Annotated in this window: 15 protein-coding genes and 1 tRNA gene; 4 read left to right on the forward strand and 12 right to left on the reverse strand. The window is 71.8% G+C overall.

The features are described 5' to 3' along the window. The first annotated feature begins 50 nt into the window (after window positions 1-50). Window positions 51-3,941: a S41 family peptidase gene (locus AB0D93_RS06660; RefSeq protein ID WP_362114048.1), complete on the forward strand. Its 3,891-nt coding sequence runs from the start codon at window positions 51-53 to the stop codon at window positions 3,939-3,941. Window positions 3,942-4,012: 71 nt separating this feature from the next. On the opposite strand, the gene AB0D93_RS06665 is transcribed toward AB0D93_RS06660, so the two are convergent. From AB0D93_RS06665 to AB0D93_RS06680, 4 genes are all read right to left on the reverse strand, one after another. Continuing rightward, on the reverse strand, window positions 4,013-4,246 hold the full coding sequence (locus tag AB0D93_RS06665) for a hypothetical protein (RefSeq protein WP_362114051.1): 234 nt from the start codon (window positions 4,244-4,246) through the stop codon (window positions 4,013-4,015). 91 nt (window positions 4,247-4,337) lie between these two features. Beyond that, window positions 4,338-5,222 (reverse strand): SDR family oxidoreductase, encoded by an 885-nt coding sequence (locus AB0D93_RS06670; RefSeq protein ID WP_362114054.1) that lies wholly within the window; start codon window positions 5,220-5,222, stop codon window positions 4,338-4,340. Further along, a complete protein-coding gene (locus AB0D93_RS06675; RefSeq protein WP_362114057.1) occupies window positions 5,219-6,181 on the reverse strand; it encodes an alpha/beta hydrolase in 963 nt (320 codons plus the stop codon). The genes AB0D93_RS06670 and AB0D93_RS06675 overlap by 4 nt, the downstream gene beginning before the upstream one ends. Further along, window positions 6,178-7,686 (reverse strand): NAD(P)/FAD-dependent oxidoreductase, encoded by a 1,509-nt coding sequence (locus AB0D93_RS06680; RefSeq protein WP_362114060.1) that lies wholly within the window; start codon window positions 7,684-7,686, stop codon window positions 6,178-6,180. Before AB0D93_RS06680 ends, AB0D93_RS06675 begins: the two co-directional genes overlap by 4 nt. 187 nt (window positions 7,687-7,873) lie before the next feature. Between AB0D93_RS06680 and AB0D93_RS06685 the strand changes: the two genes are divergently transcribed. After that, entirely contained in the window at window positions 7,874-8,494 is a 621-nt protein-coding gene (locus AB0D93_RS06685) for a MerR family transcriptional regulator (RefSeq protein ID WP_362115068.1), read from the forward strand. Here the strand turns inward: AB0D93_RS06685 and AB0D93_RS06690 are convergent. After that, window positions 8,491-9,294, reverse strand: coding sequence for an exodeoxyribonuclease III (locus AB0D93_RS06690; RefSeq protein WP_362114063.1), 804 nt, complete (start codon window positions 9,292-9,294; stop codon window positions 8,491-8,493). The genes AB0D93_RS06685 and AB0D93_RS06690 overlap by 4 nt on opposite strands. A 78-nt stretch (window positions 9,295-9,372) precedes the next feature. On the opposite strand from AB0D93_RS06690, the gene AB0D93_RS06695 reads away from it, so the two are divergent. Beyond that, a complete protein-coding gene (locus AB0D93_RS06695; RefSeq protein WP_362114066.1) occupies window positions 9,373-9,849 on the forward strand; it encodes a GNAT family N-acetyltransferase in 477 nt (158 codons plus the stop codon). A 49-nt stretch (window positions 9,850-9,898) separates the two neighbouring features. Here AB0D93_RS06695 and AB0D93_RS06700 read toward each other — a convergent pair. From AB0D93_RS06700 to galU, 7 genes are all read right to left on the reverse strand, one after another. Beyond that, window positions 9,899-9,972: transfer RNA gene (locus tag AB0D93_RS06700), tRNA-Ala, on the reverse strand. A gap of 93 nt (window positions 9,973-10,065) precedes the next feature. Continuing rightward, the gene (glpR, locus tag AB0D93_RS06705) at window positions 10,066-11,277 is read right to left on the reverse strand and encodes a gephyrin-like molybdotransferase receptor GlpR (protein WP_362114069.1); all 1,212 of its coding nucleotides are present in this window, start codon (window positions 11,275-11,277) and stop codon (window positions 10,066-10,068) included. A 173-nt stretch (window positions 11,278-11,450) separates the two neighbouring features. Then, window positions 11,451-12,074 carry a GNAT family protein gene (locus tag AB0D93_RS06710; RefSeq protein WP_362114072.1) on the reverse strand — a complete coding sequence of 208 codons (624 nt, stop codon included), beginning with the start codon at window positions 12,072-12,074 and terminating at the stop codon, window positions 11,451-11,453. 20 nt (window positions 12,075-12,094) lie between these two features. Beyond that, window positions 12,095-12,595: a MogA/MoaB family molybdenum cofactor biosynthesis protein gene (locus AB0D93_RS06715; protein WP_362114075.1), complete on the reverse strand. Its 501-nt coding sequence runs from the start codon at window positions 12,593-12,595 to the stop codon at window positions 12,095-12,097. Then, complete coding sequence (moaC, locus tag AB0D93_RS06720; protein WP_362114078.1) at window positions 12,592-13,104, reverse strand: cyclic pyranopterin monophosphate synthase MoaC; 513 nt, start codon at window positions 13,102-13,104, stop codon at window positions 12,592-12,594. Before moaC ends, AB0D93_RS06715 begins: the two co-directional genes overlap by 4 nt. Window positions 13,105-13,189: 85 nt before the next feature. Then, a complete protein-coding gene (gene glp / locus AB0D93_RS06725) occupies window positions 13,190-14,512 on the reverse strand; it encodes a gephyrin-like molybdotransferase Glp (protein WP_362114081.1) in 1,323 nt (440 codons plus the stop codon). Then, a complete protein-coding gene (gene galU, locus AB0D93_RS06730; protein WP_362114084.1) occupies window positions 14,509-15,420 on the reverse strand; it encodes a UTP--glucose-1-phosphate uridylyltransferase GalU in 912 nt (303 codons plus the stop codon). The genes glp and galU overlap by 4 nt, the downstream gene beginning before the upstream one ends. A 133-nt stretch (window positions 15,421-15,553) precedes the next feature. Here galU and AB0D93_RS06735 point away from each other — a divergent pair, with 133 nt between their 5' ends. Then, complete coding sequence (locus AB0D93_RS06735) at window positions 15,554-16,132, forward strand: 5-formyltetrahydrofolate cyclo-ligase (protein WP_362115071.1); 579 nt, start codon at window positions 15,554-15,556, stop codon at window positions 16,130-16,132. Window positions 16,133-16,187 lie beyond the last annotated feature (55 nt).

Here is a 16,187-nt window from a genome sequence, read left to right on the forward strand (position 1 = left end):
TGAGCGCCGCATAAGTTGCTGGGCCCCACCGGGCGGAAAAGCATGGGGTGGTGAGCTATCTGCGCCATCCCCACCTCTACGGCGACCTGCTGTGCTTCGTGGCCGAGGACGACCTCTGGCTGGCCCCGCTCGATACGGCGGGCCGTGCCTGGCGGCTCACCGCGGACCGTACGAAGACCGGGCACCCGCGCTTCTCGCCCGACGGCCGCCGGATCGCCTACACGACCTGGCACAGCCTCGTGCCCGAGATCCATCTCGTCGGCGTCGAGGGCGGCCCCGAGCGGCAGCTGACGTACTGGGGCAGTTCCGACACCCAGGTGTGCGGCTGGACCCCCGAGGGCGACATCCTGGCCGTCGCCTCCCACGGTCAGCCCTTCTCCTACTTCACCTGGGCCTACAAGGTCCCCACCGACGGCGACCCCGGCGGGCGGCTGCCCTGGGGGCCGGTCGCCGACATCCAGGTCGCCGACGTCGCCGGCGAGCACAAGACCCTCCTGCTCACCGGCACCCCACCGCACGAACCGGCCTCCTGGAAGCGCTACCGCGGCGGCGCCATGGGCCGCCTGTGGCTGCACGGACGGCAACTCGTGCCCGATATCGGCGGCCATCTGGCCTCCCCCATGTTCGTCGCCGGCCGGATCGCCTTCCTCTCCGACCACGAGGGCGTCGGCAACCTCTACTCCTGCGCCCACGACGGCACCGACCTGCGCCGCCACACCGACCACGACGCCTTCTACGCCCGGCACGCCTCCAGCGACGGCACCCGGGTGGTCTACCAGTGCGCGGGCGAGCTGTGGCTGGTGGACGACCTCTCCCCCGGCGCCGTACCGCGCAAGCTGGACGTCCGCCTCTCCGGGCCCGCCACCGGCCGCCGCCGCTACCAGGTGCCGGCCGCGCAGAACGTCGACGGCATCTCCGTGGACGACACCGGCCGGGCCAGCGCCGTCGTCGTACGCGGCAGCCTGTACTGGCTCACTCACCGCGACGGCCCCGCCCGTACGATCGCCGACACGCCCGGCGTACGGGTACGGCTGCCGGAGATGCTGGGGACGACCGGCCAGGTCGCGTACGTCACCGACGCCGAGGGCGAGGACGCCGTCGAGCTCGCCCAGCTGCCCCGCGCGACCGGCGACCGCCCCCACCACCGCCTCGCCTCCGGCCGGCTGGGCCGCGTCCTGGAGATGGTCTCCGACCCACTGGGCGAACGGCTGGCGATCGCGTCGCACGACGGGCGCCTGCTGTTGATCGACGTCGCGGAGGAGGCGGGTGAGGAGCTCGGCGCCACGACGGACACCGACGCCCAGGACACCGAACCAACGGCCACCACCGACGCCCAGGACACCGGGCCCACGGCCACCACCGACGCCCAGGACACCGAAGGCGTGGCAGGCGCCGACCACCAGGACACCGAACCCGCAGAAGCCGCCGGAGGTCAGGACACCGGCGCGGCGGAAGCCACCGGAGGCCGGGGCACCGACCCCGCGGAAGCCGCCGCAGACGGGGGCGCCCAAGCCACAGATGCCACCGGAGGCCAGGACACCCAACCCACGGAAGCCGCCACAGACCGGGGCGCCCAAGCCACAGATACCGCCGGAGGCCAGGACACCCAACCCACGGAAGCCGCCGCAGACCGGGGCGCCCAAGCCACAGATGCCACCGGAGGCCAGGACACCCAACCCACGGAAGCCGCCGCAGACCGGGGCGCCCAAGCCACAGATGCCGCCGCAGACCGGGGCATCGAACCCGCGGAAGCCGCCGCAGACCGGGGCGCCCGAGCCACAGATGCCGCCGGAGGCCAGGGCACCGAACACGCGGAAGCCGCCGGAGTCGAGGACACCCGACCCGCGGAAACCACCGGCGAGCAGGACACCGAATCGCCGGAAGCCGTCGGCGACCTGGGCGGCGAAGCCTCGGGGGACGTCGGAGGCCGGGTCACCGAGTTGATCCGTTCCATCAACGGGCCCGTCCGCGACCTCGCCTTCTCGCCGGACGGCGCGTGGCTGACCTGGTCCCACCCGGGCATCGGCCGCTCCCTGCGCCAGATCAAGCTGGCCCGCATCAAGGACCGGATGATCGTGGACGTGACCAACGGCCGCTTCGAGGACGAGAACCCCGTCTTCACCCGCGACGGCCGCTACCTCGCCTTCCTCTCCTGGCGCGGCTTCGACCCGGTGTACGACGTCCACACCGGCGACCTGTCCTTCCCGCTCGGCTGCCGCCCGTACCTCGTCCCGCTGAACTCGGCGACCCCCTCGCCCTTCGCCCTGAACCCGGAGGGCCGTCCGGCCGCCGGCGGGCTCGACCCCGTCGAGGAGGAGGAGACGGGCGAGGCCGGCACGGTGACCGTGGAGGTGGAGGGTCTGGCGATGCGGGTCACGCCGTTCCCGGTGATCGCCTCCAAGTACTCGGCGCTGTACCCGGTCGCCGGCGGCGGACTGGTCTGGCTGCGCTGGCCCATCTCCGGCGCGCTCGGCGAGACCTTCGCCAACCCGGCCGACATCAGCGGCCGGCCGACCCTGGAGTACTTCAACCTCACCAAGGCCAAGAAGTCCGAACTGGTCGACCACCTGGACTGGTTCACGGTGAGCGGCGACGGCACCCGGCTGGTCGTCGTGGACGAGGGCGACCTGCGCGCGGTGCCCGCCACGGAGATGGGCGACATCGACACCACCGTCTGGATCGACCTGCGCCGCATCCTGCACGTGGTCGACCCGCCGGCCGAGTGGCGCCAGGCGTACGACGAGGCGGGACGGATCATCCGCGCCTACTTCTGGGACCCCGGCATGTGCGGCATCGACTGGGACGCCGTGCTCGACCAGTACCGGCCGCTCGTCGAACGGGTCACCTCCCCCGACGAGTTCGCCGACCTCATGCGGGAGGTCCTCGGCGAACTCGGCACCTCGCACGCCTACGTCACCGCCGCCCGCCGCAACGAGGGCCCGCCCCACTACCAGCGCTGGCAGGGTCTCCTCGGCGCCAACCTCGTGCGCCGCGACGGCGGCTGGACGGTCAAACGCATCCTGCCCGGCGACTCATCGGACTCCAAGGCCCGTTCACCGCTGGCCGGCACGGGCATCCGCGAGGGCGCCGTCCTCACCCACGTCGACGGCCGCCCGGTCGATCCGGTCACCGGGCCGTTCCCCCTCCTCGCCGGCTCCGGTGGTACGACCGTGGAGCTGACCTTCACCCCGCCGGAGGGGAAGCCGGGCCGCGCCCGCCGGGTCGCCGTCGTCCCGCTCATCGACGAACGGCCGCTGCGCTACCAGGACTGGGTCGCCAAACGCCGCGAGGTGGTCCGGGAGCTGAGCGGCGGCAAGTGCGGCTACCTGCACATCCCCGACATGGGCGGCTCCGGCTGGGCCCAGTTCAACCGCGACCTGCGCATGGAGGTCTCCCGTCCCGCCCTGATCGTGGACGTGCGCGGCAACGCGGGCGGGCACATCAGCGAACTCGTCATCGAGAAGCTGACCCGGACCATCCTGGGCTGGGACCTGACGCGGGACGCGCAACCGGTGTCGTACACCTCCAACGCGCCGAGGGGGCCGGTGGTCGCCCTGGCCGACGAGGCGACCTCCTCGGACGGTGACATGATCACGGCCGCGTTCAAGCTGCTGAAGCTCGGCCCGGTCGTCGGTCAGCGCACCTGGGGCGGCGTGGTCGGCATGACCGGCCGCCACCGCCTCGGCGACGGCACCGTCATCACCGTCCCGATGAATGCGGCCTGGTTCGACGCCTACGGCTGGTCCGTGGAGAACCACGGAGTCGCCCCCGACCTGGAGATCATGCGCACCCCGCTGGACTGGGCGGAAGGCCGTCATGCCCAGATGGACGACGCCATCCAACTGGCCCTGGACCTCCTGGAGACCAACCCCGCCGCCATTCCCCCCGACCACAGCGAGGTCCCCAACCGCTCCCGCCCGAAGCTGCCACCTCGCCGGTAGAAAACCAGCGCAGGGCTCCCTTCGCGAAGAAGGGCGCCCCACGCCGATCCGGCCAAAGCCGAGTGCAGCGACTACGCGTCGTAGTCCCGGTCGAAGCGGTCTTCCATCTCCGCTTCGGTGTCCTCGATGTCGCGCATGTTCTCGCGACCGCGCTGCGACTGCTGGCCACGCTGCGACTGCTGCTGACCACGCTGGGACTGCTGCTGACCACGCTGGGACTGCTGCTGGCCGGCCCGCTCACGGGCCTCGCCGAGCTTCTGCTTGCCCTGTTCCTGCCACTCGTTGGCCTTGTCCTTCATACCCATGTGGGTTCACTCCCGTGGTGGGTGAGTTGGGGATGGCCCCTCAGTGGGGCCTCACTCAGATTCACACGGGCGACCACGGAACGCATGTGGATCAGTCACGGTGCGTAGCACGCGCCGCCTCGTCCGCCGCCCCACCTGCGCCGACGAGCCCCGAGCGCATCCCCTGCAGGCGCGGCGCGAACCGCTTCATCTCGCGCTGCCCGACCGTCCCGATGAGCGCCGGGAGATACCCGCGCACGCCCTGCATGCCGCGCAGCCACCACTGCCCGTACACGTGCGCCGAGCGCCGCTCGATCCCGGCGACCAGCCGCTCGACCGCCGGCCCCAGCGGGTATGTCTTGTTCGACGGCCACGGCAGCCGCTGCCGCAACTCCCGCATGACGTCGTCCTGGTCGGCACCGCGCACCATGTCGGTGTCGGTCCAGGACAGGTACCCGACGCCGACGCGCACGCCCTGGTGGCCGACCTCGGCGCGCAGACTGTGCGCGTACGCCTCCACGCCCGACTTGGACGCGCAGTACGCCGTCATCATCGGCGCCGGGGTGATCGCGGCGAGCGAGGCGATCTGCAGCAGATAGCCCCGGCTCTCCACCAGCACCGGCAGGAACGCCCGCGCGGTCACCGCCGAACCGATCAGGTTCACCTCGATCACTCGGCGCCAGGCCTGCGGATCGGAGTCGGCGAACGGACCGCCCGTCGCCACACCGGCGTTGGCCACCACGATGTCGACCTTCCCGAACCGCGCCTTCACCTCCTCGGCGACCCGGCTCATCGCCTCGTGGTCGGTGACGTCGGCGTACCAGTGGGCGCTGTCGCTGTGCAGGCGCGAGGAGACCTCCTTGAGCGCCTCCTCCTCCAGGCCGACCAGCGCGACCTTCGCACCGCGCGCGGAGAGCTTGCGCGCCAGCAGCTCACCGACACCGCGCGCCGCTCCGGTGACGACCGCGACCTGCCCTTCGAGACCGACCCTGCTCATGCGCCCTCCTTGATCTGCGCGGAATCCGTTGCTTCGGGGGTGCTCTCCGCGACGACGTACGTGGTGACGAGCTCCCGGATCCGGCCGGTCACCAGGTCGGGGGCCTCGATCGGCGTCATGTGGCCGACGCCGGTCAGCTCGGTGAGGCCGACGCAGTGCGGCAGCGCTGCGACCAGGGCGCGGGCGTGCACGGGGGGCGTGAGCTTGTCGGAGGCGCCGTGCACGACAGCGGTGGGCGCCTGCAACTCCCGTACGCCGTGGTCGAGATCGAGCGCCTCGAGCACGCGCGACCAGGCGTGGCGCACTGCGCGCGGGCAGGCGTGCACGATCCGCGCGCACGCCTCCACCATGTGCGGGGCGGAACCGGCGCCCATGGTGGCGTACCTGAGGATGCTCTTCGCGACCGGCGTGACCGGTCCGAGGGGGGCACGCGAGCCGAGGACCCGCCCGGTGATCCAGGTGCGTACCCGCCCGGCGCCGAGCGGCACCACCCGCGCCTCGGCGACCAGCCGCGAGCTGCCGGTGCTGCACAGCAGAACGGCGGCGGCGTGTTCACGGAAACGGGGGCGGGTGGCCGCGGCCATGACCGTCATCCCGCCCATGGAGTGACCGACGATCAGCGCCTTCTCCCCGCGCGCGAGCGTCTGCTCCAGCACCGCTTCGAGGTCGTCCGCCAGCGCCTGCGTGGTGCAGGCGGGGCTCGCGGGGCTGCGCCCGTGGCCCCTCTGGTCGTAGGCGATCACGCGGTGATCGGTGGCCAGTTCCCGTATCTGCGCGGCCCAGAAGGCGGTCGAGCAGGTCCAGCCGTGGGAGAGGACCACGCAGGGCGCGCCCTCGGGGCCGTGCACCTCGACGTGCAGTCGGGCACCGTCGGCGGAGACGACGGTGAGTTCGCGGGCGGGGGTGGGCGGCGCGTACGGCCCAAAGGCCGCGGCCGGCACGGAGGTTCGGCGGCTCATGCGACGGCCTCGCTCTGCTTCCCGGACACCACGGCCGGCTTGCGGACGACCTCGTACTCGGAGAGGTCCACCCGCCGCGTCGCGCGCCGGAACTCGGAGGTCGTACCGGGCCAGATGGTGGTGTTGCGGCCGCTCGCGTCCAGGTACCAACTGGTGCAGCCGCCGGTGTTCCACACGGTGCGCTTCATGCGCTCCTGGACCTTGTGGTTCCAGTCCTCGACGGCCGCGGGCCGGGCATCGAGGGCCGTACGGCCACCGAGGACGCTCAGTTGCCGCAGATAGTCGGCCATGTAGTTCAGCTGGGACTCGATCATGAGGATCATGGAGGAGTTGCCGAGGCCGGTGTTGGGCCCGATGATCGTCATCCAGTTCGGGAAGCCGGCGGCCGCGGCACCGCGCAGCGCCTGCATGCCGCTCTTCCAGGACTCGGCGAGGGTGATGCCGTCCGCCCCGACCACCCGCTCGGCGATCGGCATGTCCGTGACGTGGAAACCCGTACCGAAGATGATCGCGTCGACCTCGGTCTCGGTGCCATCGGCCGCCACGACGGTCGACCCACGGATCTCGCCCAGCCCACTGGCGACGACGTCCACATTCGGCTTGGCCAGCGCCGGGTAGTACTCGCTGGACAGCAGGATCCGCTTGCAGCCGATGCGGTAGTCGGGGGTGAGCTTGGCGCGCAGGGCCGGGTCCTTGATGGCGCGGGCCATGTTGCGCTTGGCGAGCTGCTCGATCAGGCCGAGTTCGTCGGGGTGCTTGGTGAACGCCTGGACCTGCAGTTCCCGGATGCCCCACAGCAGGCCGCGCCTCAGCTGGGTGGTGAAGGGCACGGCCCGGTGCAGCCGGCGCTCGACGCCGCTGATGGCGCGGTCGACCCGGGGCATCACCCACGGCGGGGTGCGCTGGAAGAGGGTGAGCCGGCCGACCTCGCGCTGGATCGCGGGCACGATCTGGATGGCGGAGGCGCCGGTGCCGATCATGGCCACGCGCTTGCCGCGCAGGTCGTAGTCGTGGTCCCAGCGGGCGGAGTGGAACACCTTGCCCGGGAAGGAGTCCAGGCCCGGGATCTCGGGGATCTTCGGGTCGGACAGCGGTCCGGTGGCGGAGACGACGACGTCGGCGGTGAGCGTGCCACGCGCGGTGTCGATCCGCCACCACAGGTTCTCGGCGTCCCAGGTCATCAGCTTGACCTCGGAGTCGAAGCGGATGTGCGGGCGCAGTCCGAAGAGGTCGGTGACGTGCTCCAGATAGGCGCGGATGTGCCGCTGCCCCGAGAAGGTGCGCGGCCAGTCGGGGTTGGGCGCGAAGGAGAAGGAGTAGAGGTGGGAGGGCACGTCACAGGCGCACCCGGGGTAACTGTTGTCCCGCCAGGTGCCTCCCACGCTGTCCGCCCGCTCCAGGACGACGAAGTCGGTGATCCCTTCGCGGCGCAGCCGCACGGCGGCCCCCAGCCCGCCGAACCCGGACCCGATCACCGCCACCCGTACATGCTCGTGCTCGGCCATCGACGAAGCCTCCACGCATCACCTAGGAACCCAGAAACCCTGCCAGTGAACACTGGCGCAATGGGACTGTAGAGCAGCTCCGTACCGAGCGGTAGGGGGGCGGGGAAGGAAAGTTACCCGCGGTACAACATAGGCTGCGGGCGTGGCAGAGGACGCAGAACGCAAGGAAGGCGGGCGCGAGTACCGCATGGAGGAGCTGGCGCGTCTCGCCGGCATCACCGTGCGCACCCTGCGCTTCTACCGCGAGCGCAAGCTGATCCCGCCACCCCGGCGCGAGGGCCGTATCGCCTGGTACGACGACCACCACCTGGCCCGCCTGCGCACGATCGCCGCCCTGCTGGAGCGCGGCCACACCCTGAACGGCATCGCCGAACTCGCGGAGGCCCTCGACCAGGGCCGGAACGTCGCCGACCTGCTCGGCGTCGGCACTCCCACCGAGGAGGAGCCGGTCCGCCTCACCCCGGAGGAGCTCGCCGCCCGCTTCGAGGGCGAGGTCACCCCCGAGAATCTCGCCGCCGCCATGGAGCTGGGCTACCTCGGCACCGACGGCGACGAGATCGTCCACATCAGCCGACGTCTGCTCGACGTATCCTCCGCCCTGGTCCGCGAGGGCATCCCGCTCGCCGAGGTCCTCGCCGCCGGCGCCCGCGTCCGCGAACACGCCGACGCCCTGGCCGAACTCTTCGCCACCCTGATCCTGCGCCACGCCCCCGAGGAGGACCTGCACCGACTGCGCCCCCTGGCCCGCAGCGTGGTGGAGGCCGAACTCTCCCTGGCCCTGGACCGGCGGATCAGCAAGCGGGACTAGAGGTCGTAGACGACGGTCACCGGCGCATGGTCGGACCAGCGCTCGGCATGCGTGGCCGCACGCTCGACGAAGCCCTTGACGGCCTTCCCGGCGAGACCGGGCGTGGCGACGTGGTAGTCGATGCGCCATCCCGAATCGTTGTCGAAGGCCCGCCCCCGGTACGACCACCAGGTGTACGGCCCCTCGACCCCGGGGTGCAGGGCGCGTACGACGTCGACGTAGCCGCCCTCGCCGGCGGCGAAGACCCGGTCGAGCCACTCCCGCTCCTCGGGCAGGAAGCCGGAGTTCTTGGTGTTGCCGCGCCAGTTCTTGAGGTCCGCCTGCTGGTGGGCGATGTTCCAGTCGCCGCACACGACCACCTCGCGGCCGTCGGCGGCGGCCCGCTCGCGCAGCACCTTGAGATGGGCGAGGAACTCCCCCATGAAACGGACCTTCTCGTCCTGCCGCTCGGTGCCGACCTCTCCGGAGGGCAGATAGAGGGAGGCGACCGTGACACCGGGCAGGTCGGCCTCGACATAGCGCCCGCCGCCGTCGAACTCGGCCGAGCCGAACCCGACCCGGACACGGTCGGGTTCACGCCGCGTGTAGAGGGAGACACCCGCGCGGCCCTTGGCGGCGGCCGGGGCGTGCACGACGTGCCAGCCGTCGGGCCGCCGTACCTCCTCGGGCAGCTGGTGCGGCTCGGCTCGCACCTCCTGCAGGCAGACGACGTCCGCCTCCGTCTGCGCGAGCCACTCCACGAAGCCCTTCCTGGCAGCGGCCCGCAGCCCGTTCACGTTCACCGAGGTCACAGTCAGCACCCCGGCACGATACCGGCACACTGGTCGGGGTCCTCAAAGCCCGAGGCCAACCGTCTGCATAGAAGTACGATACCCAGCATGAATATACGTCGCGTTCGTTTCGATCACCCCGACGCCGTGAAGCTCAACGACGAGGTCCAGGCCGAGTACGCCGAGCGCTACGGCTCCGAGGGGGACGCCACCGCCCTCGACACGGCGGACTTCGACCCGCCCCACGGCGTCTACCTGATCGCGTACGACGCGTTCGACCGGCCCGTGGCCACCGGCGGCTGGCGCAGCCAGGACCGCAACGAGGAGGGCAACGAGGACGGCGACGCCGAACTGAAGCGCATGTTCGTCATAGCGGACATGCGCGGCCGGGGTCTGGCCCGTCGCATCCTCGCGGCCCTGGAGGAGGACGCCCGCGCGGCCGGCCGTGCCCGCATGGTCCTGGAGACCGGCAGCAAGCAGCCGGAGGCCATCGCGCTGTACACGTCCTGCGGATACGAGCCCTGCACCAAGTTCGGCTACTACCGCCACCACGAGGAAAGCCGCTGCTTCGCGAAGCAGCTGTAGACACGATGAAGCCCCAGTCGGCTTTCGCCGACTGGGGCTTCATGCTGCGTGGACCTGAGGGGATTTGAACCCCTGGCCCCCTCGATGCGAACGAGGTGCGCTACCGGACTGCGCCACAGGCCCTTGCAACGAGTGAAACTCTAGCATCCCCATCGGGGTGCTTGGAAATCCGTTCCCTGACTGGTCAGAGGCGGGCTTCCGGCGGCGTGACGGCAGTCACTCGTTGGCCGCGCGCGGGCGGTCGCCGTCCTCGTACTGGTCGAAGAGGGGCGTGCGTCCGCGCTCGCGCGCGCGGCGCGCCGCGGCCGCGCCGGGCACTGCGCCGCGCGAGCCCTTCCGGGCGTGCGGGAGCGCGTCGCCGCGAGCGTCCGCCGGCCTGTCCGCGGACGCGGGCACCTGCTCGTCCGCCCCGGCCGTCGGCGCGTGGTTCGCCTCGTGCTCCGGCGCGACCGAGCTGGAGCGCGCCGAGCTCCACGTGTCGGGCGCCCCCAGGTCCACGTCGGACGTGGCGCGCGGCGCGACCGGTGCCGTCACATAGGTCGGCAGGGGCACCGGCACCGGGTCCCAGCTGTCCCCGCCCGGCCGCCGCTGCCGTTCCCGCTGCTGGTCGACCCACTCGGCGTGATCCGTCTGTTCGACCAGGGCGCGCCGGTCCGCCGCGAGCGCGGCGAGCCCGGTGTCCGTCCCGGCCTGTGGGGCCTCCTCCGGTTCGTCGGCGGCGGAGCCCGTGTCGAGGGGTGCACGCCGACGCGGCTGGCGTTCCCGCAGCCGCTGGGCGGCGGCCTCGGCGCGCCGGCGGTCCATCTGGTAGGCGAAGCGACGGCGCTCCTGGGAGCGCAGATACGCGATGTACCCGCTGAGCAGCACGGCCGGGGCGGCAGGCGCCCAGAGGAAGGCGAGTCCGCCGACGGCGGCGACGATCGCGCCGAGCGTGAAGGCGAGGAAGAGTACGACGGTGGTGCGTCTGCGGCGCGCGAGGACCTTCGAGCGCCGGGCTCGTGCCGCGGCCGCCTGCGCCGAGGGCGTGGGCCGCACGGGCGGCACTCGCTTGGGCGCGGACGCGGGGCCGGACGCGGGCGCGGCGGCCTGTTCGCGTGCCGGTTCCGCCCTCCCGGTCGCCTCGGGCTCGGCGTCGGCGTGCGCCTGACGGCGGGTCGGAGGCATGGCGAAGGCCCGGACGTCCACCGAGTCGGTGACGGCGTCCGGGTCGCCGGTGTCCGGCTCCCCCTCCTGGGCGGAGCGCGCCCGCAGGTCCTTGGCGTACCGGCGCTCCATTCCCGCCCGTCCGGACAGCAGCCGGATGGCGGTGCTGAAGCGTTCCGTCGGACGGGCCTCGTTCAGCTCGTCCTGCCTACGGAGCCACATCGGCACCAAGTAGGCGGCCCAGGCCCCGACAATGACTGCGTAGATGAGGCCGCTGCTGCTCACGTCTCACACCGTAGAGGGGTTTACGCGAGGCCATCCGCCAATTGGGCCGGTGTGTCGCACGATCTGGCTGATATTTCCAGCTTTTTTTGCGACCGATGCGATCAGCGGACCACCGTAGGTGCGAATTCAATGCCCCCGAGACGGTCAACAACCGATCAATTTCGAACACGTATTCAATTTCCGGTGTTCTGGGGTTTCTGCCGCGCCTGCTGGGACCGTGCCCGCTTCCACCGCGCCAGCAACCCGTCGGGCACCTCTTCCGCGGTGAGCGCGAACACCAGGTGGTCGCGCCAGGCCCCGTCGATGTGGAGATAACGCGGCCGGAGTCCCTCCTCGCGGAATCCCAGTTTCTCCACGACCCGGCGGCTGGGCCGGTTCTCGGGGCGAATGCAGACCTCGATGCGGTGCAGTCCGACGGTGCGGAAACAGTGGTCCGCCACGAGCGCGACGGCCGTCGGCATCACTCCGCGTCCGGCCACCGCCTCGTCCACCCAGTAGCCGATGTGCCCCGAGCACATCGAACCCCAGGTGATCCCGGCGACGGTCAACTGCCCGACGAGCCGCCCCTGGTACTCGATGACGAACGGCAGCATCCGGCCCGCGTGGGCCTCGGAGCGCAGGTGCCGGACCATCTGGCGGTAGGTCGGCCGGTGCGTGATCGGTCCGCTCGGCGTGGGCGGCGGAATGGTCGCCTCCCAGGGGCGCAGCCAGTCCCGGTTGCGCCGGTTCACCTCACGCCAGGGCCGCTGGTCGCGCAGCTTTATCGGCCGGAGGACGACATCGCCGTCCGCCAGCACGACGGGCCAGGAAGGGCTGTTCAGCTCGCACCCCCGCTACTGGGTCTGGGGTGGTCGCCGCCGCGGATCTGCTCGACCGCGTGGACCAGCAGGGGCTCCAGCACGGCGAGGCCGTCCTTCACACCGCCCGTGGAGCCCGGCAGATTGACGATCAGGGTCCGCCCCGCCACCCCGGCCAGGCCCCGCGAGAGCGCCGCCGCCGGGACCTTCTGGCGCCCGTACGCCCGGATGGCCTCTGCGATGCCCGGCACCTCGTGGTCGAGCACCGCACGGGTCGCCTCGGGCGTGCGGTCGGTGGGCGATATCCCGGTGCCGCCGGTGGTGACGATGGCGTCGTACCCGGCGTCGACGCCCGCGCGCAGGGCCGCCTCCACGGGGTCCCCGTCCGGGACGACCCGGGGGCCGTCGACGTCGAAGCCGAAGCTCCTGAGGCCGTCGGCGATCAAGGGGCCGCCCTTGTCCTCGTAGACACCCGCGGCAGCCCTGTTGGAGGCGGTGACCACGAGAGCGCGGTAGCTCATGCCCTGCTCCAGTCGCCCGACTTGCCGCCCGTCTTCTCCTCCACGCGTACGTCCGTGATGACCGCTCCCTTGTCGACCGCCTTGACCATGTCGATCACGGTGAGCGCGGCGACCGTCACCGCGGTGAGGGCCTCCATCTCGACGCCCGTACGATCCGTCGTCTTCACGGTGGCCTGGATCTCCACGGCGTCGTCCGCGACCGACAGGTCCAGTTTCACACCCGACACCGACAACGGGTGGCACAGCGGGATCAGGTCCGGGGTGCGCTTGGCACCCATGATCCCGGCGATACGCGCGGTGGCGAGGGCGTCGCCCTTGGGCACCCCCTCGCCGCGCAGCAGCTCGACCACGCGGGGTGAGACGAGTACGCGGCCGGCGGCGCGGGCGGTGCGCGCCGTCACGTCCTTCCCGGACACGTCGACCATGCGGGCCGCGCCCGCCTCGTCGATGTGCGTCAGTCCGTCCTGCGCAGGGGGTCCGGGGGTCTCCCCCCGGAATGACTCAGCCATGGTGTGTGCCGCTCCCGGTCCGGGCCCGTCACAGTGCGGTGCACGGGCCTGTTGTGCGCGACACGGTACCTCCAACCAGCGGGGCTCAGCCGAGCAGGACCACTTCCACCTCGGTGCCGGGCTCGACGGACTCCACGTCCTCGGGGACGACGATCAGGGCGTCGGCATGCGCCAGCGCCGCGATCAGGTGCGAGCCGGCGCCGCCGACGGGGACCACCTCGCCGTCGCCGTACGCACCGCGCAGGAACTGCCGGCGTCCCTTGGGCGAGCGCAGTGCCTTGTCCGCCTTCAGGGTGGCCCGCACCCGGGGCCGGTGCACGTCCGGGAGGCCCATCAGGGCGCGAATGGCGGGGCGGACGAACAGCTCGAAGGAGACGTACGACGACACCGGGTTGCCCGGCAGCGCCAGCAGTGGCGTGTGGTCGGGGCCGACGGAACCGAAGCCCTGGGGCTTGCCGGGCTGCATGGCGAGCTTGCGGAACTCCACCCCGCTGCCCGCCTCGTCCGCGTCGCCGGCGTACGACAGCGCCTCCTTGACGACGTCGTACGCCCCGACGCTCACCCCGCCCGTGGTCACCAGCAGGTCGGCGCGGACGAGCTGGTCCTCGATGGTGGAGCGCAGGGTCTCGGCGTCGTCGGCGACGGCGCCCACCCGGTAGGCGATCGCTCCGGCGTCCCGCGCGGCGGCGGTCAGGGCGAAGCTGTTGGAGTCGTAGATCTGGCCGCCGGCCAGGTTCTCGCCGGGCTGCACGAGTTCGCTGCCGGTGGACAGGACGACCACGCGCGGACGCGGGCGCACCCGGACCGTGCCGCGGCCGATCGCGGCCAGCAGCGCGATCTGCGGCGGGCCGAGGATCGTCCCGGCCTCCAGGGCGCGGTCTCCGGCCTTCACGTCGCTGCCCTGGTCGCGCACGTGCGCGCGTGCCTCGACGGGCCGGTGCACACGCACCTGCCCCCGGGCGCCCTCGGGGGCCAGACTGCGCGCCCGCATGCCGCTCACCGGGCCCTCGCCGAGTCCTCCGTCCGTCCACTCCACCGGGACGACGGCCTCGGCGCCGGGCGGCAGCGGGGCGCCGGTCATGATGCGGGCGGCCTGACCGGGTCCGACCCGGACCGGGTCGGCCGCGCCCGCCGCGACGTCCCCGACGACCTCCAGGGCGGCCGGGAACTCCTCACCGGCGCCCGCCACGTCCGCGACCCGCACCGCGTACCCGTCCATGGAGCTGTTGTCGAACGGCGGCAGGGACACGGGCACCGTCACGTCCTCGACCAGGACGCAGCCCTGGGCGTCGAGCAGTTGCAGCTCGATGGGTTCGAGGGGGCGGACGGTCGAGAGGATGTCCTCCAGGTGCTCGTCCACCGACCACAGGTCGTCCGGGCCGGCGGGGCTGGTCGCGGCGCTGCTCAAGATTGCTGCATCTCCTCGGCTACGTAACTGCGAAGCCAGGTCCGGAAGTCCGGGCCCAGGTCTTCACGTTCGCACGCGAGTCTGACAATGGCACGCAGGTAGTCGCCACGGTCACCGGTGTCATAGCGGCGGCCCTGGAAGACGACGCCGTGCACCGGCCCGCCCACCTTCTCGTCCTCGGCGAGTTGCTGGAGGGCGTCGGTGAGCTGGATCTCGCCGCCGCGGCCGGGCTCGGTCTTGCGGAGTATGTCGAAGATGTGCGGGTCGAGGACGTAACGGCCGATGACGGCGTAGTTGGACGGGGCGTCCTCCGGGTCCGGCTTCTCGACCAGCCCGGTCACCTTGACGACGTCGCCGTCGGCGGTCGCCTCCACGGCCGCGCAGCCGTAGAGGTGGATCTGCTCGGGCGCGACCTCCATGAGGGCGATCACGCTGCCGCCGTGCCGCTCCTGGATCTCGATCATGCGCTGCAGGAGCGGGTCGCGCGGGTCGATCAGGTCGTCACCCAGAAGCACCGCGAAGGGCTCGTGGCCGACGTGCGGGGCGGCGCACAGCACGGCGTGGCCGAGGCCCCTGGGGTCGCCCTGGCGCACGTAGTGCATGGTCGCCAGGTCGCTGGACTCCTGCACCTTCGCGAGCCGTTCGGCGTCACCCTTCTTCTCGAGCGCCGATTCCAGCTCGTAGTTGCGGTCGAAGTGGTCCTCGAGGGGACGCTTGTTGCGTCCCGTGATCATGAGGACATCGTCGAGCCCCGCCGACACGGCCTCCTCGACCACGTACTGGATCGCCGGCTTGTCGACAACCGGCAGCATCTCCTTGGGAGTGGCCTTGGTGGCCGGCAGGAACCGGGTGCCGAGGCCGGCCGCGGGAATGACAGCCTTGCTGATCCTGGGGTGCGACTGAGTCATGCCCGCAACCTTATCCGGTGCCTTTGTGGGGAAACTGTGGCTCCGGTTGGTTGACCCTTTATGACAGCATTCAAGAAGGGTGCGAGAACGACCCGTGGAACACGACGGACGCACGAGCGAGCCTGACAAGCGAATGTTGCGGCGGGAGTTCCTCTCGGTGAGGAACAGGTTGACGGCCGATGACGTCGGCGAGACGGGCCGCGCGCTGGCGGAGCGCGCCCTGGAGCTGCCCGAGCTGGCCGGTGCGCGCACGGTGGCGGCGTACGTCTCCGTGGGGAGCGAGCCCGGCACGCCGGCGCTGCTGGACGCGCTGCGCGCGCGGGGCGTGCGTGTCCTGCTCCCGGCGCTCCTGCCGGACAACGACCTGGACTGGGGCGAATACGCCGGCCCGGACTCCCTCGCGCGGGTCCAATACGGCGGGAAAATGGCGCTTTTCGAGCCCTCCGGCGCACGTCTTGGCCCGGACGCCGTGACGGCCGCGGACGTCGTCCTGCTGCCCGGGCTCGCCGTCGACGCCCGCGGGATGCGCCTGGGGCGCGGCGGAGGGTCGTACGACCGCGTGCTGGCCCGTCTGGAGCGTGCGGGCGCACGCCCCCGGCTCGTGGTGCTGCTGTACGACACGGAGGTCGTCGCGCACGTCCCCGCGGAGGCGCACGACAAGCCGGTGCACGCGGTGGTGACGCCGTCGGGCGTGCACCGGTTCCGGATGTGAAGAGGCCCTCCACGCGCGCGTGGAGGGCCTTCTCAGCGCCGTGGCAAAGAGCCGC

The sequence above is a fragment of the Streptomyces sp. NPDC048191 genome (assembly GCF_040652655.1).
Classification (GTDB): domain Bacteria; phylum Actinomycetota; class Actinomycetes; order Streptomycetales; family Streptomycetaceae; genus Streptomyces.

Coding starts and splice junctions, on each gene's coding strand:
- AB0D93_RS06665 (WP_362114051.1), bottom strand. CDS start 4,246: ATGGGTATGAAGGACAAGGCCAACGAGTGGCAGGAACAGGGCAAGCAG.
- AB0D93_RS06670 (WP_362114054.1), bottom strand. CDS start 5,222: ATGAGCAGGGTCGGTCTCGAAGGGCAGGTCGCGGTCGTCACCGGAGCG.
- AB0D93_RS06675 (WP_362114057.1), bottom strand. CDS start 6,181: ATGAGCCGCCGAACCTCCGTGCCGGCCGCGGCCTTTGGGCCGTACGCG.
- AB0D93_RS06680 (WP_362114060.1), bottom strand. CDS start 7,686: ATGGCCGAGCACGAGCATGTACGGGTGGCGGTGATCGGGTCCGGGTTC.
- AB0D93_RS06685 (WP_362115068.1), top strand. CDS start 7,874: ATGGAGGAGCTGGCGCGTCTCGCCGGCATCACCGTGCGCACCCTGCGC.
- AB0D93_RS06695 (WP_362114066.1), top strand. CDS start 9,373: ATGAATATACGTCGCGTTCGTTTCGATCACCCCGACGCCGTGAAGCTC.
- AB0D93_RS06715 (WP_362114075.1), bottom strand. CDS start 12,595: ATGAGCTACCGCGCTCTCGTGGTCACCGCCTCCAACAGGGCTGCCGCG.
- moaC (WP_362114078.1), bottom strand. CDS start 13,104: ATGGCTGAGTCATTCCGGGGGGAGACCCCCGGACCCCCTGCGCAGGAC.
- galU (WP_362114084.1), bottom strand. CDS start 15,420: ATGACTCAGTCGCACCCCAGGATCAGCAAGGCTGTCATTCCCGCGGCC.
- AB0D93_RS06735 (WP_362115071.1), top strand. CDS start 15,554: ATGTTGCGGCGGGAGTTCCTCTCGGTGAGGAACAGGTTGACGGCCGAT.